Below are 26,983 nucleotides of genomic sequence, written 5' to 3'. Positions count from 1 at the left end.
TTGCAGCTTAAAGGGCGACGCCCGCTCACGTTCCTGAGGAAAGTGAGCGGGCGTCTGCCAGCAACAGGCCGAAAGTGAGCGGGCGTTTTAGCCTGCGTACTCCCGCACGCCGGCGAGCTCGCCTTCCAGCGCGGCCAGCTGGCGTTCGACGGCGGCTGGTGCCGTACCGCCCTGGGAATTGCGGCTGTTGAGCGAGCCCTCGGTGGAGAGCACGGTCCGGACCTCGGGCGTGAGGTGCTCCGAGATGGCGGCGTACTCTTCGTCCGTCAGGTCCCACAGCTCAACACCGCGGGACTCTGCCTGCCTAACGGCGGCACCGGAGAGCTCATGCGCCTCGCGGAACGGCACACCCTGGCGGACCAACCATTCGGCGATGTCCGTAGCCAGCGCGAAGCCCTGCGGAGCCAGCGATTCCATCCGCTCCGTGTTGAACGTCAGGGTGGCGATCATGCCGGACACGGCAGGGAGCAGCAGCTCCAGGGTGTCCGCGGCGTCGAAGACCGGCTCCTTGTCCTCCTGCAGGTCGCGGTTGTACGCCAGCGGCAGGCCCTTGAGCGTGGCCAGCAGGCCGGTGAGGTTGCCGATAAGGCGCCCCGCCTTGCCGCGGGCCAACTCCGCCACGTCCGGGTTCTTCTTCTGCGGCATGATCGAGGACCCGGTGGAGTAGGAGTCATGCAGCGTGACGAAGGAGAACTCCTTGGTAGCCCAGAAGATGACTTCCTCGGAGATCCGGGACAGATCCACACCGATCATTGAGCAGACCCAGGCGAACTCGGCGAAGACGTCGCGGGACGCGGTGCCGTCGATTGAGTTGTGCACGGCAGAGAAGAAGCCCAGGTCCGCCGCCACCGCCTCCGGATCGAGGCCCAGCGAGGAGCCGGCCAGCGCGCCTGAACCGTAGGGCGAAACACCTGCCCGCTTGTCCCAGTCCTGCAGCCGCTGCACGTCGCGCAGCAGGGCCCAGGCGTGGGCCAGCAGGTGGTGGCTGAGCAGGACGGGCTGCGCGTGCTGCAGGTGGGTGCGGCCGGGCATGGCCACACCATGGTGTACCTTCGCCTGCTCCACCAGCGCGTCCACCGTGGCCAGCACGCCGCCGGCGATGATCCGGGCGTGGTCGCGCAGGAACATCCGGCCCAGGGTGGCCACCTGGTCGTTCCGGGACCGGCCGGCGCGGAGCTTGCCGCCCAGCTGGGCACCGGCCCGCTCGATCAGGCCGCGCTCCAGGGAACCGTGCACGTCCTCATCCGACTCGGCGGGGAGGTACGCGCCGGAGGCCACGTCCTCGTCCAGCTGCGTCAGGGCGGACAGCATGCCTTCCAGCTCGGCGTCGTCCAGCAATCCGGCCTTGTGCAGCACACGGGCGTGCGCCTTGGAGCCGGCAATGTCGTACCGCGCCAGCCGCCAATCGAAGTGCGTGGACTTGCTCAGCGCTGCCAGGGCGTCCGCGGGGCCGCCGGCGAACCGGCCGCCCCACAGCGCGCCGGCGTTTGTCGCCTCCGTTTTTTGCTCAGCCACAGGGGCTACTTCCCTGCGACGCGGATGTCGCGGCGGGCGGCAACCTTGGCGGACATGCCCCACAGTTCGATGAAGCCCTTGGCCTGGGACTGGTCGAAGGTGTCACCGGTGTCGTAGGTGGCCAGCGAGAAGTCGTACAGCGAGGTGTCGGAGCGGCGTCCGTTGACGATCGCCTGGCCGCCGTGCAGGGTCATGCGGATGTCGCCGGAGACGTACTTCTGGGTGTCCTCGATAAAGGCGTCCAGGGAGCGCTTGAGCGGCGAGAACCACTGGCCGTCGTAGACCAGCTCGGCCCAGCGCTGGCCAACGGTGGCCTTGAAGCGGGCCTGCTCGCGTTCAACAGTGATGTCCTCGAGGTGCTTGTGCGCGGTGATCAGCGCCATGGCGCCGGGGGCTTCGTAGATTTCGCGGGACTTGATGCCCACCAGGCGGTCCTCGACGACGTCGATGCGGCCCACGCCCTGGGCGCCGGCGCGGCGGTTGAGTTCCTTGATGGCCTGGAGCGGGGTGACCTTGACGCCGTCGATCGCGACAGGAACGCCGGCTTCGAAGGAGATGATGACCTCATCCGGTGCCGGCGGGAACTCCGGGGTGGCGGTGTAGTCGTAGATGTCCTTGGTGGGGGCGTTCCAGATGTCCTCGAGGTAGCCGGTTTCCACGGCGCGTCCCCAGACGTTCTGGTCGATGGAGTACGGGTTCTTCTTGGTGGTCTCGATGGGCAGTCCCTTTTCCTCGGCGAAGGCGATGGCCTTGTCGCGGGTCAGGGCGAGGTCGCGGACCGGAGCGATACACTTCAGGTCCGGGCCCAGGGTCTGGATGCCCACTTCGAAGCGGACCTGGTCGTTGCCCTTGCCGGTGCAGCCGTGGGCCACGGTGGTGGCGCCGAATTCGCGGGCAGCCTTGACCAGGTGCTTGACGATGACCGGGCGGGAGATGGCGGAGACCAGCGGGTAGTGGCCTTGGTAGAGGGCGTTGGCCTTCAGGGTGGGCACGCAGTATTCGTTGGCGAACTCGTCGGAGGCGTCGGCCACGTAGGCTTCGACGGCGCCGCAGCCCAGGGCGCGCTGACGGATGGTTTCCAGCGATTCGCCGCCCTGTCCGACGTCGACCGCCACGGCGATGACCTCGGCACCGGTGGCTTCACCGATCCAGCCGATGGCGACGGACGTGTCCAGGCCGCCGGAGTAGGCCAGCACAATGCGTTCAGTCACTTTAAATGCTCCTTGTTGGGGGTTGGTTGATTCTTTGTCTTCAAGCTTATTGCCCGGCTTCCTCAGCCATTTGCAGGAAGCGGGCGGCGAGGTCCTGGCCGCCCAACGGGTCGCGGGAGACCAGCAGTACGGTGTCATCACCGGCGATAGTGCCCAGGATGGACGGCATCACCGAGTGGTCGATGGCCAAGGCCAGGAAGTTCGCGGCACCGGGGGGAGTCCGGAGGACTGCGATGTTGCCGGACGCCTCCGCGGTGACCAGCAGCTCGCTGCACAGCCGGGCCAGCCGGGCGTCCAGGATTTCCTGGGTCACACCGCTCTTGGCGCCACGCTCACCGCCTTCGCCAGGCACCGCGTACACCAGCACGCCTTCCTTGCCGCGCACCCGGACAGCGCCCAGCTCGACGAGGTCGCGGGACAGCGTGGCCTGGGTGACCTGGACGCCGTCGTCCGCCAGCAACGCCGCGAGCTCCGCCTGGGAACGCACGGACTGCCCGGTGAGGATGGCGGTGATGCGCGCCTGCCGGGCGGTCTTGGTGGCCGGGCTGGTGCCGGGGGTGGACGGCTGGGCGGACACTAGAACGTGCTCTCTCCGGTGCCTTCGACCGGGGCCAGTCCGTCGACGAACGCCAGGCCCGAGCGGTGCATCAGCCAGGCCATCAGCGCCTTCTGCGCGTGCAGCCTGTTTTCCGCTTCGTCCCACACGATGGACTGCGGGCCGTCGATGACGTCGGCGGAAATTTCGTAGCCGCGGTAGGCGGGAAGGCAGTGAAGCACGACGGCGTCATCCGCAGCCAGCGCCATGGCGTCAGAGTCCACGGAGTAGTCCCGGAACAGCTGCATCCGGGCTTCCTTTTCGGCCTCCTGCCCCATGGAAACCCAGGTATCGGTGGCTACAACGTCGGCCCCCTGCAAAGCTTCCTTTGCGTCGCTGGTGATCAGCACGGAACCACCGGTTTCGGCCGCGCGGTCCTCGGCAGCCGCAACGATGTCCGCGGCCGGGAGGTAGCCCTCCGGTCCGGCGATGCGGACGTGCATCCCGGCCGTGACGCCGGCCAGAAGGTAGGAGTTGGCCATGTTGTTGGCGGCGTCGCCCAGGTAGCTCATGGTCAGTCCCTTGAGCTGGCCCTTGTGTTCCTTGACGGCCAGCAGGTCCGCCAGGAGCTGGCAGGGGTGGTAGTCGTCGCAGAGGGCGTTGATGACGGGCACCCTGGAGTTCTCCGCCATGGCCACCAGGCCGGCGTGGGCGCCGGTGCGCCACACGATGGTGGAGACCATGCGTTCGAGCACCTTGGCGGTGTCCTCCACGGATTCCTTGTGCCCGATCTGCGCCTCGCCGGGGTTGATGATCAGGGCGTTTCCGCCCATGTCGGCAACGCCGGTGGCGAACGAGACGCGGGTCCGGGTGGAAGTCTTGTCGAAGATTACGGCCACGGTTTTGCGGCCGCTGCCTTCGGCGGCGTACGGCTGGACGCTGTAGGGGGCTGCCTTCATTCGGGCAGCGAGCTCCAGGACTTCGGCCTGCTCGGCCGGGGAGAGGTCGGTGTCCTTGAGGAAGTGCCGGGTTGCGGTGGTCACTGGGCGTCCTTAGCTGCTTGGAGGATTGCCGGGAAAGCGGCGAGGAAGGTGTCGGCCTGCGCCGTGGTAAGGATCAGCGGCGGTGCCAGGCGGATGGTGCGCGGGCCGGGGCTGTTGACGATGAATCCGGCGTCAAGGGCGGCCTGCACGACTGCCGGTGCCACGTCGGCGTCGAGGTCGAACCCTATGAGGAGCCCTTCGCCGCGAACCTCGGTGACGCCGGGGATGGCAGCCAGCGCGGAACGCAGGTGTTCCCCCACCGCCGTTGCGTTGGCGAGCACGTTCTGGCTTTCGAGGGCGTGCAGGGTGGCAAGGGCGGCAGCGGTCGCCACCGGGTTGCCGCCAAAGGTGGTGCCGTGCTGGCCGGCGGACAACAACGACGACGTCGCCTCACCGAAGGTGATGAGGGCACCGATGGGGAACCCGCCGCCCAGGCCCTTGGCCAGGGTGATGGCGTCGGGGACGATCCCGGCATCCTCGCTGGCGAGCCATTTGCCTGTGCGGCCGATGCCGGTCTGGACCTCGTCCAGGATCAGCAGGGCGCCGGCGTTGCTGGTGGCTTCCCGCGCGGCCTTGAGGTAGCCCGCGGGAAGCGGCCGGACGCCGGCCTCGCCCTGGATGGGCTCCAGGAAGACGGCAGCCACGGTTTCGTCCACCGCCGCCTCCAGCGCGGCGATATCGCCGAACGGAATGTGCACCACGCCGCCGGGAAGCGGCTCGAAGGGTGCGCGGTAGGCTTCCTTGGCGGTGAGTGCCAGCGCACCCATGGTCCGGCCGTGGAAGGCACCCTCGAGCGCGATGATCCTGGTGCGCTTGGTTCCGTCCGTTCCGGTGTTGCGGCGGGCCAGCTTGAAGGCGGCCTCGTTTGCCTCGGTGCCGGAGTTGCTGAAGAAAACCTTGGAGCCGGCAGGAGCGTGGGCGAGTTCCAGGAGCTTCTCGGCCAGTGCCACCTGGGTGGGGCTGGTGAAGAAGTTGGAGACGTGGCCCAAGGTGGCCAGTTGGCTGGCGATGACCGATGTCACGAAGGGGTGGGCGTGGCCCAGCGCGTTGACGGCGATGCCGCCCAGCAGGTCCAGGTACTCCTTGCCGTCCGCGTCCCACACCAGGCAGCCGGCGCCGCGGACCAGGACGCGCTGGGGCGTGCCGAACACGTTCATGAGCGAAGAGGAGTAGCGGGACAGCCACTCGGAGCCGGCGTGGCCCGTGGTTTCCACTAACTCGGTCACTGTGGATTTTTCCATCGTGTTCATCCGTTGATCTCCTCGTCCGGGACTACCTGGGTGCCGATGCCCGCCGTCGTAAATGTTTCAAGAAGCATGGAGTGGGCCAGGCGCCCGTCCACGATGTGTGCCCTTTCCACGCCCTCGTCGACGGCCTTCAAGCAGGCTGCCATCTTGGGGATCATGCCCGACTGGAGGCCCGGCAGCATCTCCCGCAGCTCGGAAGCCGTAAGGGACGAGATCAGGGAGGACTTATCCGGCCAGTTGGCATAGAGGCCTTCAACGTCGGTCAGGATCACCAGCTTGGAGGCGCCCAGGGCGGAGGCGACGGCGGCCGCAGCCGTATCCGCGTTGACGTTCAGGACCTGCCCGGTGGGCTGGAACCGGACGGGCCCCACGATGCCCTCCCCGGCGTCGACAATTTCCGGGGCCACCGTGGAGATCACGGGGATGCGGCCGGCGTCGAGGATGTCCACGATGCCGGCGGGGTCGACGCCCACCACCTCGCCCACCAGGCCAAGGTCCACCTCTTCGCCGTCCACCACGGTGCCGGTGCGGACGGCGCGGAGCAGGCCGCCGTCTTCGCCGGACATGCCGACGGCGTAGGGCCCGTGGGAGTTGATGAGCCCCACGAGTTCACGGCCCACCTGGCCAGTGAGGACCATGCGGACCACCTCCATGGCCTCGGGGGTGGTGACGCGCAGGCCGCCCTTGAACTCAGATTCGATGCCCAGCCGGCCCAGCATCGAGTTGATCTGGGGGCCGCCGCCGTGGACCACCACGGGGTGGATGCCCACATGGTGGAGGAAGACGATGTCCTCGGCAAAGGCGCGGCGGAGTTCATCGTTGACCATGGCGTTGCCGCCGTATTTGACCACCATGATGCTGCCGGCGAAGCGCTGGATCCAGGGCAGGGCCTCGATCAGGGTTTCAGCCTTGTCCTGCGCGGCGGACATGGTGGTGTTTTCACGCGTCTGGGTGTTCATGGTGTCACTTTCCACAGCGGTTTGGGCTTGGCGGGTTTTGCCCGGGCGGTGCTCCTAGCTGGAGTAGGCGCTGTTTTCGTGGACGTAGTCGTGGGTGAGGTCGTTGGTCCAGATGGTTGCCTCGGCATCGCCTGCCTGCAGGTCAATCTCCACCAGGACCTCGCGGGGCTCCAGGTCCACCAGGCTACGGTCATCGCCGATGCTGCCGTTGCGGCAGATCTGGACCCCATTCATGGCGACGTTGAGCTTGTCCGGCTCGAAGGCGGCGTCCGTGGTGCCGACAGCCGAGAGCACGCGGCCCCAGTTGGGGTCCTTGCCGAAGATGGCGGTCTTGAACAGGTTGGAGCGGGCCACGGAGCGGCTGACGGTCTCGGCGTCGGCTTCGCTGGCGGCGTTGAATGTGCGGATGGCGATGTCGTGGCTGGCTCCTTCCGCGTCGGCGATCAGCTTCCGGGCCAGCTCCGCGCATACCTGCGTGAGCCCTGCACCGAAGTCCTCGGCGGACGGGACGGCTCCGGAAGCGCCGGAGGCAAGCAGGACAACCGTGTCGTTGGTGGACATGCAGCCGTCCGAGTCGGCGCGGTCGAAGGTGACACGCGTGGCGTCGCGGAGGACGACGTCGAGCATTTCCGGCTGCACCATGGCATCGGTGGTGAGGACCACCAGCATGGTGGCCAGGCCGGGGGCCAGCATGCCGGCGCCCTTGGCGATTCCCCCGATGCTGAATTCCTGGCCGTCCGCGTCGGTGCCGATGAAGAGGGCCGACTTGGGCACGCTGTCAGTGGTCATGATTGCGGTGCCGGCATCCGCTCCGCCATCAGTGCTGAGGGCCGCGGCGGCAGCCTCCACCCCCGGCAGGATCTTGTCCATGGGCAGCTGCTCGCCGATCAGGCCGGTGGAGCAGACGAAAACGTCCGTGGCGGAGATGCCCAGCACCTCGGCTACTTTTTCCGCTGTGCTGTGGGTGTTCTGGAAGCCGGTGGGTCCGGTGCAGGCATTGGCTCCGCCGGAGTTGAGGATGACGGCGTCCACGCGGCCGTCGGAGACCACCTGGCGGGACCAGTGCACGGGCGCTGCTGCGACGCGGTTGCTGGTGAAGACGGCGGCGGCGGCCTTGGAGGGTCCGTCGTTGACGACCAGGGCGAGGTCCGGGTTGCCCGACGCCTTGAGTCCGGCGGTAACGCCGGCTGCCCGGAATCCCTGGGGTGTGGTGATGGTCACGGGGCTACTCCCTGCAGGTTGAGGCCGGCGGTTTCAGGCAGGCCGAGTGCGATGTTCATGGACTGTACGGCGCCGCCAGCCGTGCCCTTGGTGAGATTGTCGATCACGCAGGTGACAATGACCCGTCCCGTGTGGGCATCGAAGGCCAGCTGCATGGCTGCATGGTTGGAGCCCTGGACCGACTTGGTTGTCGGCCACTGGCCTTCCGGCAACAGGTGGACGAAGGGCTCGTCTTCATATGCCTCGGCCCAGGCCAGGCGCAGTTGCGCCGCCGTGGTGCCGGCCTTGACCTTTGCGGTGGCGGTGGTGAGGATGCCGCGGCTCATCGGAGCCAGCGTGGGCGTGAAGGAGACCGTAACCTTTTCCCCCGCCGCGTTGGACAGGCCCTGCTCGATTTCCGGGGTGTGCCGGTGTCCGCCGCCCACTCCATAGGGGCTCATCGAGCCCATGACCTCGGAACCGATCAAGTTGACCTTGGCGGCCTTGCCCGCACCCGAGGTGCCGGACGCGGAAACAATGACGACGTCGTTGGGCTCCAGCACGTGGCCAGCGAACCCGGGAGCCAGCGCCAGGAGGGCTGAGGTTGGGTAGCATCCGGGAACGGCGATGCGGGTGGCGCCCTTGAGGGCTTCGCGCTGGCCGGGCAGCTCGGGAAGCCCGTAGGGCCAGGTTCCGGCGTGGGCGGAGCCGTAGAACTTTTCCCAGGCGGCCGGATCCTCGAGGCGATGGTCTGCGCCGGCGTCGATCACCACCGTCCCCTTCGGCAGCCGGGCCGCGATCTCAGCAGAGGCCCCGTGCGGCAGCGCAAGGAAGACGACATCATGGCCGGAGAGGTTCTCCACCGTGGTGTCCTCAAGGAGGCGGCTGGCAAGTCCATGCAGGTGCGGCTGCAGCTCACCCAGGCGGGAACCTGCGTTGCTGTGGGCCGTGATGGCGCCGATGGTTACCCCGGGATGTCCGGCCAGGAGGCGCAGGACCTCTCCCCCGGCATAGCCGCTGGCTCCCGAAACCGCAACAGAAATAGTCATGCTCCGACTATACAGCAATAGTTATGCACTGGTATCGATAATTATGCATACGCTTTCCTGTGATGAGGACAGCAGTTGTCGGGCAGGCGTTCCCTGTCCCTAGGATGGTTTCGGCAGCCGGGGCCGGAGACGCCGGGCCCCGCGAAAGGAGAGCCATGACGCACGCAATCGTCGCACGGGAAGCAGGCGGACCGGAAGTCCTCGACTACATGGAAGTGGAGCCGCCCGTCCCAGGTCCCGGACAGTTGCTCTTCAAGGTCGGGGCGGCCGGCGTCAACTTCATCGATACCTATAAGCGCAGCGGCACCTACAAAGTGCCCTACCCCTTTACGCCCGGGTCGGAGGCAGCCGGCACGGTCGAAGCGGTGGGCGAAGGTGTTACCGGCTTTGCCGTGGGTGACCGGGTGGCCACAGCGGAAGGCATTGAGTGCTATGCGGACTACGCACTTGTGGATGAGGACGCAGCCCTTCCGGTCCCCAAAGGACTGGACATCTTCACTGCCGCAGCACTGCCCCTGCAGGGCGTCACTGCCCACTACCTCATGAATTCGACGTTCAAGGTGGAGCCGGGCCACAAGGTGCTGCTGCATGCGGGGGCCGGCGGCGTAGGGCTGCTGCTGATCCAGATGCTGAAGGCACGAGGGGCGGAAGTCCTGACCACTGTCTCCACCGACGAAAAGGAACAGTTGGCGCGCGACGCCGGCGCGGACCACGTGCTGCGTTACGACGGATTTGCGGAGCGGGTCAGGGACATCACCAGCGGGACCGGCGTGGACGTGGTGTACGACGGCGTGGGCAAGGACACCTTCGACGGTTCCTTGGCGTCTTTGCGGGTCCGCGGAATGCTGGTGCTGTTCGGTGCCGCCTCGGGCCCGGTTCCGCCCTTTGACCCGCAACGCCTCAACGCCGGGGGTTCCCTTTTCCTGACGCGCCCCACCATGGGCCACTACCTGCGGGATGCAGCGGAGCGGCGCTGGCGCTCTGACGAGATTTTTGCCGCCGCCGCGGACGGCAGCCTGAAGGTCCGGATCGGCGCCCGCTACCCCTTGAGCCAGGCCGGGCAGGCGCACCGCGACCTCGAGGGCCGGAAGACCACCGGGAAGGTCCTCCTGGTGCCCTGACACATGGTCAGGGGCCACACTGGCCGAACATTGGAAAGTCCCCGCAACCCATCAGGGTTGCGGGGACTTCCGTTTTCGAGGGGGTGCCGCTAGCGCTGGACGGCTCCGAAGCGCTCGGCCGCAAGTGCAACTGCGCTTTCGCGGGCTGCCGAGGCTTCGTCTGCGGTCAGCGTGCGATCGGCGGCCCGGAAACGGAGCCCGAAGGCCAGCGATTTCTTGCCTTCCTCGATACCCTTCCCTGCGTAGATGTCGAACAGCGCCACGTCTTCCAGCAGCTCACCGGCACCTTCGCGGAGTGCGGCGAGAACCGCGTCCGCCGGCACGTCGGCCGGGACCACGAGCGCCACGTCCTGGGTGGCCACCGGGAACGTCGAGATGTGGCGCGCCACAATCACGTCGGGTGCGGCCTCGAACAGCGCGTCGGCGTTGATCTCAACGGCAACCGAACGGGCGGGCATGTCCGAGGCTGCCAGCAGCTTGGGGTGCAGTTCGCCGGCGTACCCCACGGTCTCACCCGTCCGCAGTGCAAGCCTGGCGGTGCGGCCGGGATGGAATGCCTGGTGGCTGCCTTGGCTGACCACCAGGTCCACGCCGAGGACGTCGCCGGCAAGGCGGGCAACGTCCAGCGCATCGGCCCAGTCCCATACGCGGGGTGTGTGTGACGCGGCGGCCGGGGAATCGTGGCCGGTGAGGACAGCAGCCACGTGGAACGGCTGGTCCGGGACGCCGTCGAACAGGTCGTCCAGCACCTCATCGGAGGGCTTGACTCCCAGCGGCGGGATGGAGGCTGTGCCCACGCGTTCGCCGGGGAGGAACACCAGGCCCGATTCGAAGAGGGCCAGGTCCCGGAAGCCGCGCGAATGGTTCCGCTTGGCCACCTCGATCAGTCCGGGCAGGATGGACGTGCGCAGGTAGCCGTGCTCCTCGCTGATGGGGTTGGCGAGCTTGACGGCGGTCCGCTCCGCGCCCTGCTCCGCCACCCCAAAGGTGTCGTTGGCGGTCTTGGACACGAACGGGTACGCCAGGACCTCGGTGAGGCCGAAATCCGCCAAGGCCTGGATCAGGCGCCGGCGCTGCTGCTGGACCCTGGTGAGGCCGCGGCCGGGAGGGGCAACCGGAAGCGTGGCGGGGATCTTGTCGTAACCCACCAGCCGGGCGATCTCCTCGGTGAGGTCTTCCTTGGTCTCCAAGTCGCTGCGCCAGCTGGGCGGCGTAACGGTCCAGCCGCCGTCGTGCTTTACCACCACGGCGCCCAGGTCTTCAAGGGACGTGACGATCTGTTCCTCGGTGAAGTCGATGCCGATGCGTGCGGCAGCGAAGCCTGCGGGCAGATCGATCGTGATGGTTTCCGGAGCAGTGCCGACGTCGGTGCCGGCTTCGTCCGCCGTGCCACCGGCCAGTTCCACCAGGAGGTCCACCACGCGCTGCGCCGCTACGCCGGCCACCTGCCAGTCCACGCCGCGTTCGAAGCGCTTGGATGCCTCGGACGGCAGCTTGTGCCGGCGGCGCGAGCGCCCGATGGAGACCTCGTCGAAGTGCGCGGACTCTACGAGGATGTTGGACGTCGAGTCCCCCACCTCGGTTGCCGCGCCGCCCATGACGCCGGCGATGCCGATGGCACCGGAGTCGTCGGTGATGAGCAGGTCCTCGGCGTCAAGGGTGCGCTCCTTGCCGTCCAGCGTGGTGATCTTCTCGCCCGCCGCGGCCCGGCGCACCACGATGTCCCCGGACAGCTTGTCCAGGTCGTAGCAGTGCGTGGGCTGGCCCAGTTCCAGCATCACGTAGTTGGATATGTCCACAGGCAACGAGATGGAGCGGATGCCTGCCAGCCGGAGCCGGGACACCATCCACTGCGGGGTGGGCTTCGTGGCGTCCACGCCACGAACCGTGCGTGCCACGAAACGGTCGCAGCCGGGCTTGCCGTAGATGGGGGCATCGTCATTGAGCTTGATGCCGTAGCCGCCGGAAAGCTCCGCCGGAGCCTGCACCCTGGATGCGGGATCCGTGAAGGCGGTTCCGGTGGCGTGCGCATATTCACGGGCCACACCGCGGATGGAGAAGGCGTAGCCGCGGTCCGGGGTGACGTTGATTTCCGCGGCCTGGTCGTAGAGGCCCAGCAGCTCCATGGCGTCGGTACCCACTTCGGGGTCCAGCCCGATGCGGGACAGCACCAGGATGCCGTCGTGGTCCTCGCCGATACCCAACTCGCGGACGGAGGCGATCATCCCGGCCGAGAGGTGCCCATAGGTCTTGCGGGCCGCGATGTGGAAGTCGCCGGGCAGCACGGCACCCGGAAGGGTGACCACTACCTTGTCGCCCTCAACGAAGTTGTGGGCGCCGCACACGATGCCCTGCACACCGGAGGGGTCAATGCCCTTGCCGGTGAGCGTCTGCTCCTGCCCCTCCGGGACCACACGGACCTGGCACCAGTTAATGGTCTTGCCGTTGCTCTGCGGTTCCTTGACAATGCTCAGGACCTGGCCCACCACGATGGGACCCTGCAGGGTATCCGTGGGGCGGTGGACCGCCTCCTCCTCGAAGCCGACCTTGACCAGCTCTGCCATGACGTCTTCGGCCGTTGCTTCGGCCGGTAATGCCGCGAATTCACGCAGCCAGGAAAGTGGGATACGCACTGTTAGATCTCCATCCCGAAGTGCTCGCTGAACCGTACATCGCCTTCGATCATGTCGCGCATGTCCCCCACCTCGTTGCGGAACATGAGGGTGCGCTCGATGCCCATGCCGAAGGCAAAACCTGAATAGACGTCGGGGTCGATGCCGGCGGCGCGCAGGACGTTGGGGTTGACCATGCCGCAGCCGCCCCACTCGATCCAGGCCGGCCCGCCCTTGGCACCCGGGTGGAAGATGTCCAGCTCGGCCGAAGGCTCGGTGAAGGGGAAGTAGTTGGGGCGCAGCCGGATCTGGGCTTCGTCGCCGAACATCTGCCGGGCGAAGTGTTCCAGGGTGCCGCGCAGGTCCGCCATGCTGAGGTTCTTGTCGATGGCCAGGCCTTCGAACTGGTGGAACACCGGGGTGTGGGTTGCGTCCAGCTCATCGGTACGGAACACCTTGCCGGGGCACAGCACGTAGATGGGCACCTCGCGCTCCAGCATGGAGCGTACCTGCACCGGGGAGGTGTGGGTACGCATCAGCAGGTGGGCTTCGGGCGGCTCCACGAAAAACGTGTCCTGCATTTCGCGCGCGGGGTGGTCCGGCTTGAAGTTCAGGGCGTCGAAGTTGAACCACTCGGATTCGACCTCCGGGCCTTCGGCGATTTCCCAGCCCATGCCTACGAAGATGTCCGCCACGCGGTCCTGCAGCGTGGAGAGCGGGTGGCGGGCTCCGGCACGGCGGCGGCGCGGAGCGGCGGTGACGTCCACGGTCTCCTCCACGAGGATCCGGGCGTCATTTTCGGCTTCCAGCACTTCCGCGCGCTCGGCGAGCGCCTTGTTGACCTTCCCGCGGGAGGCACCCATCAGCTTTCCGGCGAGCGCCTTCTGGTCCTTGGGCAGCCGGCCGATCTCACGGTTGGCAAGGCTGAGCGGAGACTTCTCGCCACTGTGGGCAAGGCGCACCGCCTTCAGCTCGTCAAGGGTGGCCGCACCGGCGATGGCGGTGATGGCCTGGTCTACAGCGGCGTTGATGGCGGCCTCATCCGTGGGGTTCGGGATGGCGGCGCCCGGCAAAGTTTCAGTCATCTACTGTTCTTAGCTACGAGTCGTGGCTGCCGGCGGGCGGGACAGCCGCACGCGGTTTCCCGCCCGGTGCCGTCCGCCGCTGGCAGGTCATGGATGAATGCTGTACATCAGGGGCATTCAATGACCAGGTCAGGGCTCGCCGGCAGGACCGGCGGCCACTGCCCTCCAGTCTAGTTGAACCCTCCGGCTACCATGGCCTCATGACTTCGCGGCAGCGCACGGGCTCCCTTGACGGCCCGACGACGGCCCAGCGGCTCAGGTGGGCAGCGAACCTCCTCAACGGGAGCACCCTGGCCGGGCTCGCCGTCGCGCTTGCCGCCCGGACACGCATCAGCCGCGGTCCCCGCGGCATGGTTATTGCCGCGGGTTACCGCTGGCGGTTGCCCTTCGCGCACGCCTACACCCTGGGCAACGTGGTCCTGTGCCGCAGCACAGCCGAGGAGCTGGTCTCCCGTCCGGCGCTCCTGGGCCATGAGGAACGGCACTGCAGCCAGTACGCGTGGTGCCTGGGACTGCCGTTTGTCCCGCTGTACCTGGCAGCTGCCGCCTGGTCCGTGCTGCGCACCGGAAATCCGGGGACGGCGAACATCTTTGAACGACGGGCGGGGCTTGCCGCGGGCGGCTACCCCCTTACGGGAAGGCGGACGTGATGGGTCCGGACCCGCACGTACAGGTTGGAGCAGGAACGGTCACCGTGACGGGAACAGGGTCCGCCGAGGCGGCCCCGGACCTGGTGCTGGTTTCGGTGGGTGCGGAGTGCCGCGCCGAGTCGGTCCAGGAAGCGTATGCGGCAGCCGGCGAGGCCCTCGCTGCAGTGGGTTCGGTGCTCCGCGGCCGCGGCGTTGCCCCCGCCGACCTCCGCACCGCAGGGCTGAGCGTCCGGGCCGACCTTGCCTGGCGGGACGGGGAAGGACAGAAACTCGTGGGCTACGTGGCAGCCGGCAGCCTTCTGGTGAAGCTTCGCGACATGGGCAGCGCATCGGGCACGGTTTCGGAAGCCGTCCACGCGGCGGGGGACGCTGCCCGGCTCAACAGCCTGCAGCTGGTCCTGTCCGACGACTCCGCCATCCGGGCCGAGGCCCGGGACGCCGCGTGGGCGGACGCGCTCCGCATCGCCGGGCAGTACGCCGCCCTGGCCTCGGGCACCTTGGGACGGGTGTTGTCCGTGGCAGACCAGCGGCCGGTTTCAGGGCCCGTACCGCTTGCCGGCCTGCAGCGGGCCTCCGCCACGGAGTCCGTGGCCCTTGAGCCCGGCGAGAACCGGGTGGAGGCTGCCGTGACCGTCACGTGGGAGCTGCAGCACTGACACTCCTCGGGCAGGGGTGAGGCGGAGGGCCCGCGTTGCAGCCTTGACTTCTATTCGAACATGTTTTCGAATGGAGGCATGAGATGGGAAGCGCAAGCACTGGTGCCCACACCCAACCCCGCAGGCGCGGCCGCTCCGGCACTGCTTCCGCTGGCGGGCCTGGTCCGCTCCGTCACCACGCCTGAGTTCGCCGGCATCACGTTCCACGAGGTCACTGCCAAATCGGTGCTCAACAGGGTGCCGGCGGGGTCCAAGATGCCCTTCGAATGGACCGTCAATCCCTATCGCGGCTGCAGCCACGCCTGCGTCTACTGCTTTGCCCGCAAGACCCACACGTACCTGGATTTCGACGCCGGCATGGACTTCGACAACCAGGTGGTGGTCAAGGTGAACGCAGCGGAAGTCCTGCGCAAGGAGCTGAACAAGGCCTCCTGGACGCGCCAGCAAGTGGCGCTGGGCACCAACACCGATCCCTACCAGCGGGCCGAGGGCCGGTACCGGCTCATGCCGGGAATCATCACGGCGCTTGCCGAGTCCGGCACTCCCCTGTCCATCCTCACCAAGGGAACCCTCCTGGCGCGGGACATCCCGCTGCTCAAGAGCGCCGCCACGCAGGTCCCGGTAGGGCTCGGCATTTCCCTGGCCATGACGAACGAAGCACTGTCCGAGGCGATCGAGCCCGGAACCCCCGGACCCAGGGCCCGGCTCCGGCTGGTGTCCCGGCTCCGCGAAGCGGGACTTCCGTGCGGTGTGATGGCCATGCCCATTCTGCCGTGGCTGTCCGACAGCGATGAGGCACTCGATGCGCTGTTCGGCTCGCTGGCGGCGGCGGGCGCCACCGGAGTCACCGCGGGCGCCCTGTACCTGAAGCCAGGCACCAAGGAGTGGTTCATGAAGTGGATCGCGGCCAACCACCCCGAACTGGCGGGCCGCTACCGGCGGCTGTACGGCACCGGCTCCTACGCGTCCAAGGAATACCGGACGTGGCTCGCCGGCAGGGTCCGGTACTTCAAGGCGCGCCACGGCTTTTCGCATTCGTCAGGCTTCAGCCACCGCGACCTGGACAAGCCGAATTTGGACGATCCACGCGTCGAAGAGGCGCAGTACCCGGCGGGCATCATCCCCGCTGCCGTTCCGGGTGGCTCCACTGCCGTGCCTTCGGTGTCGCGGTCCGGAGTGCAGGACTCCCTGTTCTGACTTTTTGCGTGTCAGTCGCAGGGCTCAGTCCCGGGGCCGGCCTTTGGGGCTCAGTCCTGTCCGGTCAGTCCTGGGTGAGGGGCTCCTCTACCGGCAACGCCACAGAGTCCAGGAGGGCGCTGACAATCGGATAATCCGCCGGGATCCAGGGCAGGCCAAGGACGGCCTCCCGATTTCGCAGGTCCACCCAGCGCAGTTCGTCATGGTCTTCCAGGGGCATGGCCTCGCCGCTGGTCACTTCGGCGAACCAGACCCGCATGCTGGCGCGTTCATTGAGGGGCCAGCCCTGAGGTTCTTCCGCGGGCAGCTCCGGCCCCAGGCGGACATCGATGCCCAGTTCCTCGGCCAGTTCGCGCGCCAGCGCTGATTCGGGTTCCTCGCCGGGCTCCACCTTGCCGCCTGGAAACTCCCACAACCCGGCCAGATGCTCCGGCGCGCTCCGCCGCGCCACCAGCATTGCCGCCGGCCGGGCCAGGTTGTCCACCACGGCTCCGCCCACTACCTGTATCAGTCCAGTCACCGGCTCATTCTATGGGCCACAATGGGAATGTCCGGAACAACATCCGGCAGCCCGTCGACGCAACAGGAATAGCTCCTGTCCGCGCGGGGTTTGCCACATTGTCCGGATCTTCCTGCCCCATTGCCGTGGCACCGTCCATTCCATGTTCCACCTTCGAAAAGCAGGCATATGAGCAGCGTTCTTTCCCCGTCCACGGCAGCCGGCACCAAGGCCCCCAATATCGGAATGGCCATCTTTGCGCTGGCCATGGGCGGCGTGGGCATCGGCGTCACCGAGTTCACCATGATGGGCCTGCTGAAGGAAGTGGAACAGGGCCTGGGGATCAGCACGCCCGAGGCCGGCCACCTTATCTCCGCGTATGCGCTGGGAGTGGTGGTCGGCGCTCCCCTACTGGCCGCCGTCGGTGCCAAGCTCCCCCGCAAGAAACTGGCGCTGGGGCTCCTGCTGTTCTTCATTGTGGCCAACCTGAGTTCCTTCATCGCCCCGGACTACGGGTCGATGCTCGTGTCCCGCTTTGCCGCCGGCCTCCCGCACGGGGCCTTCTTTGGCGTTGCTGCCGTCATAGCCGCCTCCCTGGTCCCGGCCAGTCGGCGGGGCTGGGCCATCTCGATGGTCATGGCCGGGCTCAGCGTCTCCAACGTGGTGGGAGTACCGTTTGCCACGTGGTTGGGCCAGACCTTCGGATGGCGGCTGCTGTTTGTCCTGGTGGGCGCAATCGGGCTGCTGGCGTTGGCCATGGTGTGGAAGTTCGTGCCCTTCCAGGCCGCCCACCCCGATGCGAGCATCCGGCGTGAACTTGGTGCCCTCAAGCGGCTGCAGGTGTGGCTGGCACTCCTGGTGGGCATCGTGGGTTTCGGCGGCTTCTTCGCCACCTATACCTACATCGCCCACACCATGACCGCGGTGGCCGGCATCCCGTCCGCACTGATCCCCCTGGTGGTGGCGCTGTACGGGCTGGGCATGGTGGCCGGGAACATCGTGGGCGGCCGGCTGGCCGACAAGTCCGTCATGGGCACCCTGTACCGGGTCCTCCCGGGCGTTGCCGTGGCCCTTGTGGTCTACGCTGTGGCCGCGCATTGGCCGTGGAGCGCCATGGTCATGGTGTTCGTGGTGGGCGCCTCGGGCTCCATGCTTATTCCCGCCCTCCAGACCCGGCTGCTGGACGCCTCGCCGGACGCGCCGTCACTGGCATCCTCGCTGAACCATGCCGCGCTGAACGTCGCCAATGCCTTGGGAGCGTTCCTCGGCGGCCTGGTCATTGCCCTCGGCTGGGGCTTCACCGCCCCGGCACTCGTCGGCGCCGTCCTGGCGCTCCTCGGTTTGGGCGTGGCCCTCTTCAGCGGCCTGATGGAACGCAAACGGCCGCTCGCTGCGTAGGCTGCGACGGGCACGCCCTTCGCTGCATGGCCTGCCGCCAGGGGCCTAACGATGCTGCAACGCCGCCCCCGGGGCTACTGACTTTAGGGGGGGCTTATGTTAGCTTGAGCCTCATCGGGACTATTAATCCCGGTCATAATGAGGAGGAGACATGGGTTTTCTTGCTTGGATTATTTTGGGCCTGATTGTTGGGGCCATCGTTAAAGCCGTGATGCCCGGACGGGTTGGCGGCGGCTGGGTGACCAGCCTCATCCTGGGTGTCGTCGGGGCCATTGTTGGCGGCTGGATTGGCAGCCTGCTGTTCAACAAGGGCGATCTTGCCTTCTTCGACCTCGGCACCTGGATTCTCGCTATCGTCGGTGGCCTGGTTGTCGCCGGCATCTACGGAGCAGTCACCGGACGCGGAAAAGCCAGCCGCGCACCCTGATCGCTCTGTCAATCAATAACCGACGGGCCCCGGAATTCCGGGGCCTTTCTTTGTGCCCCGCATTGCCGCCGTCGTTCCTTTCTTATGCCCCGATCCTTCTTTTTGCCATCCTGCCGCCGAGTGCCTTACCCCACCTCTCCGGTGTACGCCGCAGCTTCAACCCTGCGCTGGGACCGGGCACTGGCGTAGAGGCACACCGTAGCCGCGGTCCCAAGGTTGAGGCTTTCGGCGGCACCGTACACGGGGACAGCTACACGGTGGTCCGCCAGCGCCAACTCCTCGTCGGAGAGTCCTTGGGCTTCGTTACCGAAGAACCAGGCAGTCGGTTCAGCGAGGTCGTAAGCGGACCCGGGGCCAGTTCCGGTGAGCCTTCGCCGGGCGCTCTCGTCCTGCAGTACGTCCAGGTCCAGCTGTCCGTATCCGTCAGCGGCGAGGACGCCGATGCCACGGGCCTTGCATGCCGCAGCCAGCTCCGCAGGGTCCGCGGCCAGGACGACCGGAAGGTGGAACAACGAGCCGGCGGTGGACCGGACCGCTTTGGGGTTGTAGATATCCACGCTGGAGGCGGTGAAGACCACCGCGTCTGCGCCGGCCGAGTCCGCCGCGCGCAGTACAGTTCCGGCGTTGCCCGGGTCCCTGACCTGGCACAGGACGGCAATCAGGCGGGGGCCGGCATCCAGCACATCCGCCAGGGACACATCAACGAAGCGGCAGACGGCGACGATCCCCTGCGGATTGACCGTGTCTGCCATGGCCGCCAGGACGTCGTCGGTTGCCAGCCTTGCCGTGGTGCCATGGGCGAGCTCTTCGAACTCGGGATAACGGTCAAGGCAGCTTTCGCTGGCAAAAACTTCCGTGACCACGCCGGGAGCACCTGCTGCAAGGCGCTGCTGGTGGAGCTTGAGTGCCTCCCGGACGGCTTGCGGCCCTTCGGCCAGGAACTGGCCGCGCTTTAAACGGGCCGGGCGCCCTGCAAGTTTTGCCACGTCCCTGACCCGATCGGCTCGGGGGTTGGACAGTGGAAGATCTTGCGGGCGCCCGGTTTCGTTCATACAAGAACTGTAGTAGCTGCTGCCACCTGTTCCTGAATGGGCCCCTCAAAGGAGGGGCGGCAGCACTGGCTAGGCTGCGGCAACCTTCTTGGCGGAGGTGTCTGCCGGCAGGGAGTCCTTGGCCACCTGGACCAGTGCGGCGAAGGCGTTGGCGTCGGAGACGGCAAGCTCGGCCAGCATGCGGCGGTCAACCTCGACCTCGGCGGCCTTCAGGCCCTGGATGAGGCGGTTGTAGGTGAGGCCGTTGGCGCGGGAAGCAGCGTTGATGCGCTGGATCCACAGGCGGCGGAAGTCACCCTTCTTCTTCTTGCGGTCGCCGTAGCTGTACACAAACGAGTGCAGCAGCTGCTCTTTGGCCTTGCGGTACAGGCGCGAACGCTGTCCGCGGTAACCCTTTGCCCGTTCAAGGACAACCCGGCGCTTCTTGTGGGCGTTAACCGCCCTCTTCACACGTGCCACGTGCGTACTCCTTCGAAAATCTGATCCCAAGCATCTGTTGCCGGAAATCCGGCGGCGGCCTGAGAAGGCTGTTTGGCAGGTGACCGGCCACCAGGGGGCGGCCCGTCAATAAAACTTGGGAACTAGATGCCGAGCATCTTCCGGATGACCTTGGCATCGCCCTTGAAGACGATCTTGTCGCCGGCAAGGCGACGGGTCAGGCGGGAGGACTTGTGCTCCAGGTAGTGGCGGCGGTTGGCCTGCTGGCGGCGCAGCTTGCCGCTGCCGGTCAGCTTGAAGCGCTTCTTGGCACCACTGTGGGTCTTCATCTTCGGCATGGGAACCGATCTCCTTACGTTTCTGCTGGCCCGGAGGCCGCAGTTCTATCGCGCAGCCGCCCCTGCGGGCAGCATGCTGGTTGCTGACTGCCGGAGGGCGTACCCCCGGCAGCTGTGAACTAGTTGGTCTTCTTGCCGGCCGGCTTCGGCACTGCCTTGGGGGCAGGGCGCGCAGCAGGCTTGGGCGCGGCAGGCCTGGCCACCGGCTTCGGCGGAGCAGGCACAGCAGCAGGCTTGGGCGCCGCCGGGGCAGCAGCTTCCGGGCTGGCAGCCGCTGCAGGCTTCGGCGCCGGAGCGGCCTTCGGCGCAGCCGCTTTGGGAGCTTCCTGCTTCGGCGCGGCCTTCGGAGCGGCAGCCTTGGGAGCTTCCTGCTTCGGAGCGGCAGCCTTAGGAGCTTCCTGCTTCGGAGCGGCAGCCTTAGGAGCTTCCTGCTCCGGGGCGGCAGCCTCAGGGGCTTCCTGCTTCGGTGCTTCCTGCTCCGGAGCGGCAGCCTCGGGCTCGGTGGACACAGTGAAGCCTTCCGGCAGGAGGTCCGCCAGTGACTGCGTCATGGGGGCCTGGTCCTCGCCGGAGGTGTCAACGCGTCCGGAAGCCTTGGCTTCGTTCTGTGCCTTGGCCTCGGCGCGCTGCGTGGCACGCCGTGCTTCAGCCTTAGCCTCGGCCTTGTTCTTCAGCGGGCCAACCACCATGACCATGTTGCGGCCGTCGATGCGGGGGCTGGACTCCACCACGCCAACTTCGGCGACGTCGTCTGCGAAGCGCTGGAGCAGGCGAATGCCCATCTCCGGACGCTGCTGCTCACGGCCGCGGAACTGGATCATGGCCTTGACCTTGTCCCCGGCACCGAGGAAGCGAAGGGCGTGCCCGCGCTTGGTCTCGTAGTCGTGGGTGTCGATCTTCAGGCGGAAGCGGATTTCCTTCAGAACGGTGTTCGTCTGGTTCTTCCGGGCCTCACGTGCCTTGACCGCGGCCTCGTACTTGTACTTGCCGAAGTCCATCAGCTTGCACACCGGAGGCTTCGCCTGAGGTGCAACTTCAACGAGATCAAGGTCGGATTCGGCAGCCAGGCGCAAGGCATCCTCAATACGGACGATTCCTACCTGTTCACCTGCAGGTCCGACCAGCCGCACCTCGGGGACGCGGATACGCTCATTGATTCTTGGCTCGCTAATGTTAAAGCTCCTGTGTTTGTTGTTGTTTCCGGCAAATAGAGAAGGCCCCCAATTGCCGGAGCAATCGAAGGCCTCAAAGAGGTTGGCTAAGCAACCCCGTGAAGGGGCCGCACATGCACAGTCCCGGCAAATGCCGGCCCATGCCCAACCAGGTACCCGGCAACCTTGCGTCCCCTGCACGTTCCAATGGAACGCCTGGGACAGCGGCTGACGCGGGTGGGAGAGAACTCCGCTTGCAAACTGCATGCCATTCTACAGAAAAAATTCCCGCCAACGCCCGAAAACGCTGTGGGAACCTGATTGTTTGGGACAATCCCTGAAATAACGACATCCAGTCGGTCTGTGTCAAGCTTACCAGTATGAGCACCTCAGACAGTAATTCGTACGTCTTCGAACCCGGCGACGCAGGCGCAGACGTTTCCCAACAGATCCGGGACATCTCGGAAGTTCCCGCCATCGAGGTCATCACCACGGCCGCAGTTCACCTGATGAGCGCCGCCGCGGTAAAGCTTGGCCTGGCCGAGGAAGACAACGCAGCCGAGTTGAAGGACCTGGACGAGGCCCGGAAATTGATCACGGCACTGGCCGGCCTTGTCACCGCCGCCGCCCCCGAAATCGGCTCCCAGCACGCCGGTCCCTTGCGCGACGGCCTGCGTTCCCTCCAGCTGGCCTTCCGCGAAGAGTCGCTGATTCCGGACGCTCCGGGCAAGGGCCCCGGTGAAAAGTACACCGGGGCAGTGAACTAAGGAAGAACTCCCCCAAGCAACGCCCGACGGCGGGACGGCCTCTTGAAGGTCGTCCCGCCGTCGCGCTTTAACACCACCCATTGCTCCGTAACTGCCGTTTGGAGGGGCCAAAAGGACAACTACGCAGCAATCGATGAAAGGGCACTGCTTAGGCAGCAGCCCTGCGACGGCGCTGTTGGAGCGCCAGGCCCACCAGGCACAGCACCACGCCCGCGGCGCCGACGGACACGAAACCTCCGGAGGGCCCCATGGCATCGATGAACACTCCGGCCAGCGGGGAACCCAGGGCAACGCCGGCGGTCAGGGCCGACCCGTACCAGCCCATGGCCTCCCCGCGCCGCTCCTCCGACACCAGGTCCGCCACCTTTTCGGAGGCTGCGGAGAGCACGGGGGCGCACAGCAGGCCCGGCAGGACGGAGACGAAGGCCAGCGTCCAGGTGTCGTGCGCGAAAGCCATGGGCAGGGTCAGGGCGGCCATGCCCAGCAGCAGGAAGATCGGCGGGATGGGCCGGTGCATGGCGCCGTAAATCAAGCCGCCCACCACCGAAGCGGCGCACCAGAAGACGAACACGATGCCGATTTCACGTTGGTGTCCGCCGATTTCCAGCGCTGCGACGATGCCGACGTCGGTGCCGCTGAGGACCATTCCGGCGCCGGCGGCCACGGCGAAGAGTGCCGCGACCGTGGCGGTGAACCATGAGAAGCCACCCGCCAGCCTTCTCCTCAGGCCCTGTGCGGCGCTGGTGGCAGCTCCGGCGGGGGCCAGCTCCGCGGCGGCTTCCTGTACATGGGCCGGAGCCGTGGACACGACCGCTACTTCGGCGGCGTGCTGCTCATCCTCCGCGCATTCGACTGTCAGTCCCTGGCTGCGGGTGGGCGGGTTGAACCACATGAGGAACAGCCCGGCAAGGGACGTTGCCACGCCCACGACCGTGAGGCCGGCAGTGGTGAAGCCGCTGGTGGCTACAACCGCGCCGGCGGCCGGGCCGATCATGAACACCATTTCGGTGGTGATGGCATCGAGGGCGAAGGCGGTGCGGCGCTGGTCGCCCTCGGCCAGGACACCAAGGGACTGCCGGACCACGCTGAAGATGGGCAGCGTGAGCAGGCCGCCCACGAAGACCAGCGGAAGGAGCCATTGGTAGGACACGTGCGGCACCACAGCCCAGATCACAGTTTCTGAGATCACCGAGGGGATGAGCGCGGTGCGCAGCCCCACCGTGTCCACACGCCGCCCACGCCAGGGCGCTCCGAGGGCGATGCCGATGGTCATGACGGCCGCGGCAGCGCCGGCCGCGGCATAGCCTTGGCCCAGGGTGAGGACGATGTGCAGGGTGAGCAGGACGCCGGCGGCCGAGTGCGGGATCCGGGCAACCATGCCCACCAGCAGCAGCCGGCGGATAGGCCGGATGGCGAGCAACTCCCGGTAGAGAGCGAAATTCACGAAAGCGGTCCTTCAGGGTGCGCCGCAATCCCGGCGGGGATCACCCATCCGGCTGGCGGCTAGTCGGAAGCGCGCCTTAGTTTGATCTCAAGCGAATCGACGCGCTCCCCAAACAATACATTCCGCGACCACTCCGCCTGCAGGCCGGCTACCAGTTGCTGGACACCGGCGGCGTCCAGGCCGTCCTCGAGGTACAGCACCACCTGCAGTTCCGGCCCCGTACCGCCGCCCGGGAGTACTGATCCGTCGGCGGCCCTTGCGGCCACTCCCCCGCCGGGCAGGAGCTCGAGCCGGCGGATGGCGGCAAAGCCGGAGGCCGCGCGGCCCATTTCGGCTGCGAGCTCCTCGTCGCTGTAGGAGGGGATCCAGTCATGCTGCTTGGCGAGGGCCCAAACGCCGGGCCTGCGCACCACGAACGTCACGTCGGCGCCCGGGTCCAGGACCAGGAGTTCGGCTCCTTCCGCGACTGCCGAGAGCGCCGCCCGGGCGGCGTAGACGGCTACCGGCCTGGCCTCCGGATGCCATGCCGACAGCGCGGCGGCCGAGGTGAATGCCGGCAGCGCGGTCCTCCCGTCGGCTGCCTTGAGCGTCACCAGGGCCATGTCCGCCTGCTTGTCGGCGTGCAGGCCGTGAGCGGTCTCTTGCTCCTCAGCCAACTGCGCCACGATCGGGATGAAGACCCGCGCAGTTGCCAGCGAGGAAACGACTGCTTCTTCACCGCCCCGTCCCTCACGGAGCGCCGCGACCGCGGCGACGTAGCCGGCGTCGGCCGTGCCGTCGTCGTCCTCGAAGTTATGGATTTTGGCGTCGTCGCCGGCGAGGCTCCGCCCCGCCCATGGCTGGCCCGCAGAATCCGTGGCGCCGCCGGCACCGGCCAGCGCGGCAGCAATATGTCCGGGCAGCCGGCGGACTGCAGGGCGTTCCGGTTCCTCGACGTTGGACATGGCTTTAGTGCGCCCCGGACCTAGCGCCGGCCGGCGACGTCGAGGGCCTCCGGAAGCGTGAAGGCTCCCGAGTACAGGGCCTTGCCCACGATGGCGCCTTCCACGCCCAGGGGGACCAGCGAGCGGAGGACCTTGAGGTCGTCCAGGCTGGAGATTCCGCCGGAGGCCACCACCGGCTTTCCGGTCTTCTCCACCATCTGGCGCAGGAGTTCCACGTTCGGTCCCTGCAGCGTGCCGTCCTTGGTCACGTCGGTCACCACGTACCGGGCGCAGCCGGCCTCTTCGAGGCGGCCCAGGACGTCCCACAGGTCCCCGCCTTCCTTGGTCCAGCCGCGGCCCGCAAGGGTCGTGCCGCGGACATCGAGCCCCACGGCAATCCTGTCGCCGAAGCGCTCGATGGCCCGGGCGGTCCACTCCGGGTTCTCCAGTGCTGCGGTGCCAAGGTTGACCCGTGCGACCCCCAGGTCAAGGGCTGCTTCGAGCGTCTCGTCGTCACGGAGGCCGCCGGAGAGTTCCACCTTGATGTCCAGCCGGCCCACCACCTCCCGGAGGAGGTCGGCGTTGGATCCGCGCCCGAAAGCGGCATCCAGGTCCACCAGGTGGACCCACTCGGCACCCTGCTGCTGCCAGTTGAGTGCCGCTTCAAGGGGGGTGCCGTAGCTGGTCTCGCTCCCGGCCTCGCCCTGGACCAGCCGCACGGCCTGGCCGTTGACGACGTCGACGGCGGGCAGCAGTTCAAGTACCGGCAGGTCATGTGCGGTGGTCATACTCATCCTCGGTGTTGGTTCTCGGGCTCAGGGCGATTGGCTGAAAATTGGGCGGGCTTGGGGCGTGCCGTTGCTGATGTGCCGGGCGGACTCCCCAGGGCGGCCCACCCTCCGGTGGGTACTCAGCTGGCCGGCAGTGTGAGCAGGTAGGCGGCGAGCAGCGCCATGGCGGCCAGGACATAGAACGCCACCTGGGTCCACAGCGGCTTGCGCTGCTGCCGGAAGGAGATGCCGCCACCGATCAGGATGCCGGCGAGCCCCATCAGTAGTACGGACCACATCTATGCGCCGCTGCCGGGGTCGGCTGATGCTGCTCCGGAACTGGATTCGTCATTGGCTGGTTTGCGCAGGCCTTCCACCCAGTTACGCAGCAGACGCGCACCGGCGTCTCCTGATTTTTCGGGGTGGAACTGGGTGGCGCAGAGCGGGCCGTTTTCCACGGCCGCAATGAAGGGAGCGCCGTGCTCGGACCAGGTGACCATCGGCGGAGCCATCCGGGGCTGGATCACGTCGAAGTTCCATTCCTGCACGCCGTAGGAGTGCACGAAGTAGAAGCGCTCGTTTTCGACGCCGGCAAAGAGCTTGGAGCCTTCGGGGACCTGGACGGTGTTCCAGCCCATATGGGGGACGACTTCCGCGGGAAGGGCCTCCACCTTTCCGGGCCACTCGCCGATGCCTTCGGCTTCGGTGCCGTGCTCCACGCCGGCCTCGAACAGGACTTGGAGGCCTACGCAAATGCCCAGCACCGGGCGGCCGCCGGCAACGCGCCTGCCGATGAGCCGAATGCCGTCCACGGCCTTGAGTTCGCGCATCACCGTCTCGAAAGCGCCGACGCCGGGCACCACCAGTCCGTCCGCGTTCAGCACGTCCTCCGGCTTGGAACTCAGGATCACTTCCGCGCCGGCACGTTCCAGTGCGCGGACCGCTGACCGAACGTTCCCGGAACCGTAGTCCAGAACCGTGACAGTTGGCTTGCCCTCGGGGGAAGGCAGCTTGCGTGAGGCGGAGGGGTCGATGATGGCCCCGTCCTTAAGGACCTGGCCGCTCACAGTGCGCCCTTGGTGGACGGGATGCCCTCGACGCGGGGATCCGGTTCGACGGCGGCGCGCAGGGCACGGGCGAAGGCTTTGAACTGCGCCTCGACGATGTGGTGCGGGTCCCGGCCGGCCAATACGGTCATGTGCAGGCAGATGCCGGCGTGCAGCGTGATGGCTTCGAAGACGTGGCGGGTCAGGGAGCCAGTGAAGTGGCCGCCGATCAGGTGGTACTCCTGGCCTGCCGGCTCGCCGCCGTGCACCAGGTAGGGGCGGCCGGAGACATCCACTACCGCGTTGGCAAGCGCTTCATCAAGCGGCACAGTGGCCTCACCGAAACGTCGGATTCCCGCCTTGTTGCCAAGGGCAGTGCGCAGGACCTCGCCGAAGGTGATGGCAACGTCCTCCACGGTGTGGTGGACGTCGATGTGGGTGTCGCCGGTGGCCTTGACCGTCATGTCGATCAGGGAGTGCTTGCACAGGGCAGTCAGCATGTGGTCGTAAAACGGCACCGAGGTATCGATATCCGACACTCCGGTTCCGTCGAGGTTGATCTCCACGAGGACGGAGGACTCGCTGGTGGCACGCTCCATGCGGGCGGTCCTGGCCGCAGCCGTATTCAATCCGGTTGGACTCATGGTGAA

Annotated in this window: 28 protein-coding genes; 7 read left to right on the top strand and 21 right to left on the bottom strand. The window is 67.1% G+C overall.

Annotation, left to right across the window (positions count from 1 at the left end):
* Nucleotides 1-87 precede the first annotated feature (87 nt).
* Genes argH through argC form a run of 8 tightly spaced genes read right to left on the bottom strand, consistent with a single transcriptional unit; the run spans nucleotide 88 to nucleotide 8,759 of the window.
* Nucleotides 88-1,515 (bottom strand): argininosuccinate lyase, encoded by a 1,428-nt coding sequence (gene argH, locus LFT49_RS08180; protein ID WP_236801966.1) that lies wholly within the window; start codon nucleotides 1,513-1,515, stop codon nucleotides 88-90.
* A 5-nt stretch (nucleotides 1,516-1,520) separates the two neighbouring features.
* Nucleotides 1,521-2,726: an argininosuccinate synthase gene (locus tag LFT49_RS08175; RefSeq protein ID WP_236801965.1), complete on the bottom strand. Its 1,206-nt coding sequence runs from the start codon at nucleotides 2,724-2,726 to the stop codon at nucleotides 1,521-1,523.
* 46 nt (nucleotides 2,727-2,772) lie between these two features.
* On the bottom strand, nucleotides 2,773-3,303 hold the full coding sequence (locus LFT49_RS08170) for an arginine repressor (protein WP_236801964.1): 531 nt from the start codon (nucleotides 3,301-3,303) through the stop codon (nucleotides 2,773-2,775).
* Nucleotides 3,303-4,304: an ornithine carbamoyltransferase gene (gene argF / locus LFT49_RS08165; RefSeq protein ID WP_236801963.1), complete on the bottom strand. Its 1,002-nt coding sequence runs from the start codon at nucleotides 4,302-4,304 to the stop codon at nucleotides 3,303-3,305. Before argF ends, LFT49_RS08170 begins: the two co-directional genes overlap by 1 nt.
* Nucleotides 4,301-5,554, bottom strand: a complete 1,254-nt coding sequence (locus tag LFT49_RS08160) for an acetylornithine transaminase (RefSeq protein WP_236801962.1) — start codon at nucleotides 5,552-5,554, stop codon at nucleotides 4,301-4,303. Before LFT49_RS08160 ends, argF begins: the two co-directional genes overlap by 4 nt.
* A complete protein-coding gene (gene argB, locus LFT49_RS08155; RefSeq protein ID WP_236801961.1) occupies nucleotides 5,551-6,510 on the bottom strand; it encodes an acetylglutamate kinase in 960 nt (319 codons plus the stop codon). Before argB ends, LFT49_RS08160 begins: the two co-directional genes overlap by 4 nt.
* Nucleotides 6,511-6,564: 54 nt before the next feature.
* On the bottom strand, nucleotides 6,565-7,731 hold the full coding sequence (argJ, locus tag LFT49_RS08150; RefSeq protein WP_236801960.1) for a bifunctional glutamate N-acetyltransferase/amino-acid acetyltransferase ArgJ: 1,167 nt from the start codon (nucleotides 7,729-7,731) through the stop codon (nucleotides 6,565-6,567).
* Nucleotides 7,728-8,759 carry an N-acetyl-gamma-glutamyl-phosphate reductase gene (gene argC / locus LFT49_RS08145; protein WP_237430221.1) on the bottom strand — a complete coding sequence of 344 codons (1,032 nt, stop codon included), beginning with the start codon at nucleotides 8,757-8,759 and terminating at the stop codon, nucleotides 7,728-7,730. The genes argJ and argC overlap by 4 nt, the downstream gene beginning before the upstream one ends.
* Nucleotides 8,760-8,914: 155 nt before the next feature.
* On the opposite strand from argC, the gene LFT49_RS08140 reads away from it, so the two are divergent.
* Nucleotides 8,915-9,880, top strand: a complete 966-nt coding sequence (locus LFT49_RS08140; protein WP_236801958.1) for a quinone oxidoreductase family protein — start codon at nucleotides 8,915-8,917, stop codon at nucleotides 9,878-9,880.
* Nucleotides 9,881-9,969: 89 nt separating this feature from the next.
* On the opposite strand, the gene pheT is transcribed toward LFT49_RS08140, so the two are convergent.
* Both pheT and pheS read right to left on the bottom strand, forming a co-directional pair.
* Nucleotides 9,970-12,513, bottom strand: a complete 2,544-nt coding sequence (gene pheT, locus LFT49_RS08135; protein WP_237430220.1) for a phenylalanine--tRNA ligase subunit beta — start codon at nucleotides 12,511-12,513, stop codon at nucleotides 9,970-9,972.
* Between the two features lie 2 nt (nucleotides 12,514-12,515).
* On the bottom strand, nucleotides 12,516-13,577 hold the full coding sequence (gene pheS, locus LFT49_RS08130; protein ID WP_236801956.1) for a phenylalanine--tRNA ligase subunit alpha: 1,062 nt from the start codon (nucleotides 13,575-13,577) through the stop codon (nucleotides 12,516-12,518).
* Nucleotides 13,578-13,777: 200 nt separating this feature from the next.
* Between pheS and LFT49_RS08125 the strand changes: the two genes are divergently transcribed.
* From LFT49_RS08125 to LFT49_RS08115, 3 genes are all read left to right on the top strand, one after another.
* A complete protein-coding gene (locus tag LFT49_RS08125) occupies nucleotides 13,778-14,227 on the top strand; it encodes a hypothetical protein (protein WP_236801955.1) in 450 nt (149 codons plus the stop codon).
* On the top strand, nucleotides 14,227-14,883 hold the full coding sequence (locus LFT49_RS08120; RefSeq protein ID WP_236801954.1) for an SIMPL domain-containing protein: 657 nt from the start codon (nucleotides 14,227-14,229) through the stop codon (nucleotides 14,881-14,883). The genes LFT49_RS08125 and LFT49_RS08120 overlap by 1 nt, the downstream gene beginning before the upstream one ends.
* 78 nt (nucleotides 14,884-14,961) lie before the next feature.
* The gene (locus tag LFT49_RS08115) at nucleotides 14,962-16,080 is read left to right on the top strand and encodes an Rv2578c family radical SAM protein (RefSeq protein ID WP_236821757.1); all 1,119 of its coding nucleotides are present in this window, start codon (nucleotides 14,962-14,964) and stop codon (nucleotides 16,078-16,080) included.
* 64 nt (nucleotides 16,081-16,144) lie between these two features.
* On the opposite strand, the gene LFT49_RS08110 is transcribed toward LFT49_RS08115, so the two are convergent.
* The gene (locus tag LFT49_RS08110; RefSeq protein ID WP_272910882.1) at nucleotides 16,145-16,600 is read right to left on the bottom strand and encodes a (deoxy)nucleoside triphosphate pyrophosphohydrolase; all 456 of its coding nucleotides are present in this window, start codon (nucleotides 16,598-16,600) and stop codon (nucleotides 16,145-16,147) included.
* Between the two features lie 168 nt (nucleotides 16,601-16,768).
* Between LFT49_RS08110 and LFT49_RS08105 the strand changes: the two genes are divergently transcribed.
* Nucleotides 16,769-17,977: an MFS transporter gene (locus tag LFT49_RS08105; RefSeq protein ID WP_237430219.1), complete on the top strand. Its 1,209-nt coding sequence runs from the start codon at nucleotides 16,769-16,771 to the stop codon at nucleotides 17,975-17,977.
* Between the two features lie 151 nt (nucleotides 17,978-18,128).
* Nucleotides 18,129-18,404, top strand: coding sequence for a GlsB/YeaQ/YmgE family stress response membrane protein (locus LFT49_RS08100; protein ID WP_159632311.1), 276 nt, complete (start codon nucleotides 18,129-18,131; stop codon nucleotides 18,402-18,404).
* A 125-nt stretch (nucleotides 18,405-18,529) separates the two neighbouring features.
* Here LFT49_RS08100 and LFT49_RS08095 read toward each other — a convergent pair whose 3' ends face one another.
* The 4 genes from LFT49_RS08095 to infC all read right to left on the bottom strand — a co-directional run bounded on the left by LFT49_RS08095 (nucleotide 18,530) and on the right by infC (nucleotide 21,362).
* A complete protein-coding gene (locus tag LFT49_RS08095) occupies nucleotides 18,530-19,456 on the bottom strand; it encodes a TrmH family RNA methyltransferase (RefSeq protein ID WP_237430218.1) in 927 nt (308 codons plus the stop codon).
* Nucleotides 19,457-19,525: 69 nt separating this feature from the next.
* The gene (rplT, locus tag LFT49_RS08090; RefSeq protein ID WP_018763610.1) at nucleotides 19,526-19,915 is read right to left on the bottom strand and encodes a 50S ribosomal protein L20; all 390 of its coding nucleotides are present in this window, start codon (nucleotides 19,913-19,915) and stop codon (nucleotides 19,526-19,528) included.
* A gap of 122 nt (nucleotides 19,916-20,037) precedes the next feature.
* Complete coding sequence (gene rpmI, locus LFT49_RS08085) at nucleotides 20,038-20,232, bottom strand: 50S ribosomal protein L35 (RefSeq protein ID WP_009358635.1); 195 nt, start codon at nucleotides 20,230-20,232, stop codon at nucleotides 20,038-20,040.
* A 119-nt stretch (nucleotides 20,233-20,351) separates the two neighbouring features.
* The gene (gene infC, locus LFT49_RS08080; protein WP_237430217.1) at nucleotides 20,352-21,362 is read right to left on the bottom strand and encodes a translation initiation factor IF-3; all 1,011 of its coding nucleotides are present in this window, start codon (nucleotides 21,360-21,362) and stop codon (nucleotides 20,352-20,354) included.
* A 401-nt stretch (nucleotides 21,363-21,763) separates the two neighbouring features.
* Between infC and LFT49_RS08075 the strand changes: the two genes are divergently transcribed.
* The gene (locus tag LFT49_RS08075) at nucleotides 21,764-22,150 is read left to right on the top strand and encodes a DUF1844 domain-containing protein (protein WP_236801948.1); all 387 of its coding nucleotides are present in this window, start codon (nucleotides 21,764-21,766) and stop codon (nucleotides 22,148-22,150) included.
* 148 nt (nucleotides 22,151-22,298) lie between these two features.
* On the opposite strand, the gene LFT49_RS08070 is transcribed toward LFT49_RS08075, so the two are convergent.
* The 6 genes from LFT49_RS08070 to hisB form a co-directional block, all read right to left on the bottom strand.
* Entirely contained in the window at nucleotides 22,299-23,594 is a 1,296-nt protein-coding gene (locus tag LFT49_RS08070; protein WP_236821754.1) for an MFS transporter, read from the bottom strand.
* 59 nt (nucleotides 23,595-23,653) lie between these two features.
* Nucleotides 23,654-24,538 carry an SseB family protein gene (locus tag LFT49_RS08065; RefSeq protein ID WP_236801946.1) on the bottom strand — a complete coding sequence of 295 codons (885 nt, stop codon included), beginning with the start codon at nucleotides 24,536-24,538 and terminating at the stop codon, nucleotides 23,654-23,656.
* A 20-nt stretch (nucleotides 24,539-24,558) separates the two neighbouring features.
* Entirely contained in the window at nucleotides 24,559-25,305 is a 747-nt protein-coding gene (gene priA / locus LFT49_RS08060) for a bifunctional 1-(5-phosphoribosyl)-5-((5-phosphoribosylamino)methylideneamino)imidazole-4-carboxamide isomerase/phosphoribosylanthranilate isomerase PriA (protein WP_236801945.1), read from the bottom strand.
* 122 nt (nucleotides 25,306-25,427) lie between these two features.
* Nucleotides 25,428-25,586, bottom strand: a complete 159-nt coding sequence (locus LFT49_RS08055; protein ID WP_167562184.1) for a hypothetical protein — start codon at nucleotides 25,584-25,586, stop codon at nucleotides 25,428-25,430.
* Nucleotides 25,587-26,354 carry an imidazole glycerol phosphate synthase subunit HisH gene (gene hisH / locus LFT49_RS08050; protein WP_236801944.1) on the bottom strand — a complete coding sequence of 256 codons (768 nt, stop codon included), beginning with the start codon at nucleotides 26,352-26,354 and terminating at the stop codon, nucleotides 25,587-25,589.
* On the bottom strand, nucleotides 26,351-26,977 hold the full coding sequence (hisB, locus tag LFT49_RS08045) for an imidazoleglycerol-phosphate dehydratase HisB (protein ID WP_236801943.1): 627 nt from the start codon (nucleotides 26,975-26,977) through the stop codon (nucleotides 26,351-26,353). The genes hisH and hisB overlap by 4 nt, the downstream gene beginning before the upstream one ends.
* Between the last annotated feature and the right edge of the window lie 6 nt (nucleotides 26,978-26,983).

Source organism: Arthrobacter sp. FW306-06-A (assembly GCF_021870055.1).
Taxonomy (GTDB): Bacteria; Actinomycetota; Actinomycetes; order Actinomycetales; family Micrococcaceae; genus Arthrobacter.
This window is presented reverse-complemented; position numbering and strand designations above follow the sequence as displayed.

Coding starts and splice junctions, on each gene's coding strand:
- LFT49_RS08160 (WP_236801962.1), bottom strand. CDS start 5,554: ATGAACACGATGGAAAAATCCACAGTGACCGAGTTAGTGGAAACCACG.
- argB (WP_236801961.1), bottom strand. CDS start 6,510: ATGAACACCCAGACGCGTGAAAACACCACCATGTCCGCCGCGCAGGAC.
- argC (WP_237430221.1), bottom strand. CDS start 8,759: ATGACTATTTCTGTTGCGGTTTCGGGAGCCAGCGGCTATGCCGGGGGA.
- LFT49_RS08140 (WP_236801958.1), top strand. CDS start 8,915: ATGACGCACGCAATCGTCGCACGGGAAGCAGGCGGACCGGAAGTCCTC.
- pheS (WP_236801956.1), bottom strand. CDS start 13,577: ATGACTGAAACTTTGCCGGGCGCCGCCATCCCGAACCCCACGGATGAG.
- LFT49_RS08125 (WP_236801955.1), top strand. CDS start 13,778: ATGACTTCGCGGCAGCGCACGGGCTCCCTTGACGGCCCGACGACGGCC.
- LFT49_RS08120 (WP_236801954.1), top strand. CDS start 14,227: ATGGGTCCGGACCCGCACGTACAGGTTGGAGCAGGAACGGTCACCGTG.
- LFT49_RS08115 (WP_236821757.1), top strand. CDS start 14,962: ATGAGATGGGAAGCGCAAGCACTGGTGCCCACACCCAACCCCGCAGGC.
- LFT49_RS08105 (WP_237430219.1), top strand. CDS start 16,769: ATGAGCAGCGTTCTTTCCCCGTCCACGGCAGCCGGCACCAAGGCCCCC.
- LFT49_RS08100 (WP_159632311.1), top strand. CDS start 18,129: ATGGGTTTTCTTGCTTGGATTATTTTGGGCCTGATTGTTGGGGCCATC.
- LFT49_RS08095 (WP_237430218.1), bottom strand. CDS start 19,456: ATGAACGAAACCGGGCGCCCGCAAGATCTTCCACTGTCCAACCCCCGA.
- rpmI (WP_009358635.1), bottom strand. CDS start 20,232: ATGCCGAAGATGAAGACCCACAGTGGTGCCAAGAAGCGCTTCAAGCTG.
- LFT49_RS08075 (WP_236801948.1), top strand. CDS start 21,764: ATGAGCACCTCAGACAGTAATTCGTACGTCTTCGAACCCGGCGACGCA.
- LFT49_RS08065 (WP_236801946.1), bottom strand. CDS start 24,538: ATGTCCAACGTCGAGGAACCGGAACGCCCTGCAGTCCGCCGGCTGCCC.
- priA (WP_236801945.1), bottom strand. CDS start 25,305: ATGACCACCGCACATGACCTGCCGGTACTTGAACTGCTGCCCGCCGTC.
- LFT49_RS08055 (WP_167562184.1), bottom strand. CDS start 25,586: ATGTGGTCCGTACTACTGATGGGGCTCGCCGGCATCCTGATCGGTGGC.
- hisB (WP_236801943.1), bottom strand. CDS start 26,977: ATGAGTCCAACCGGATTGAATACGGCTGCGGCCAGGACCGCCCGCATG.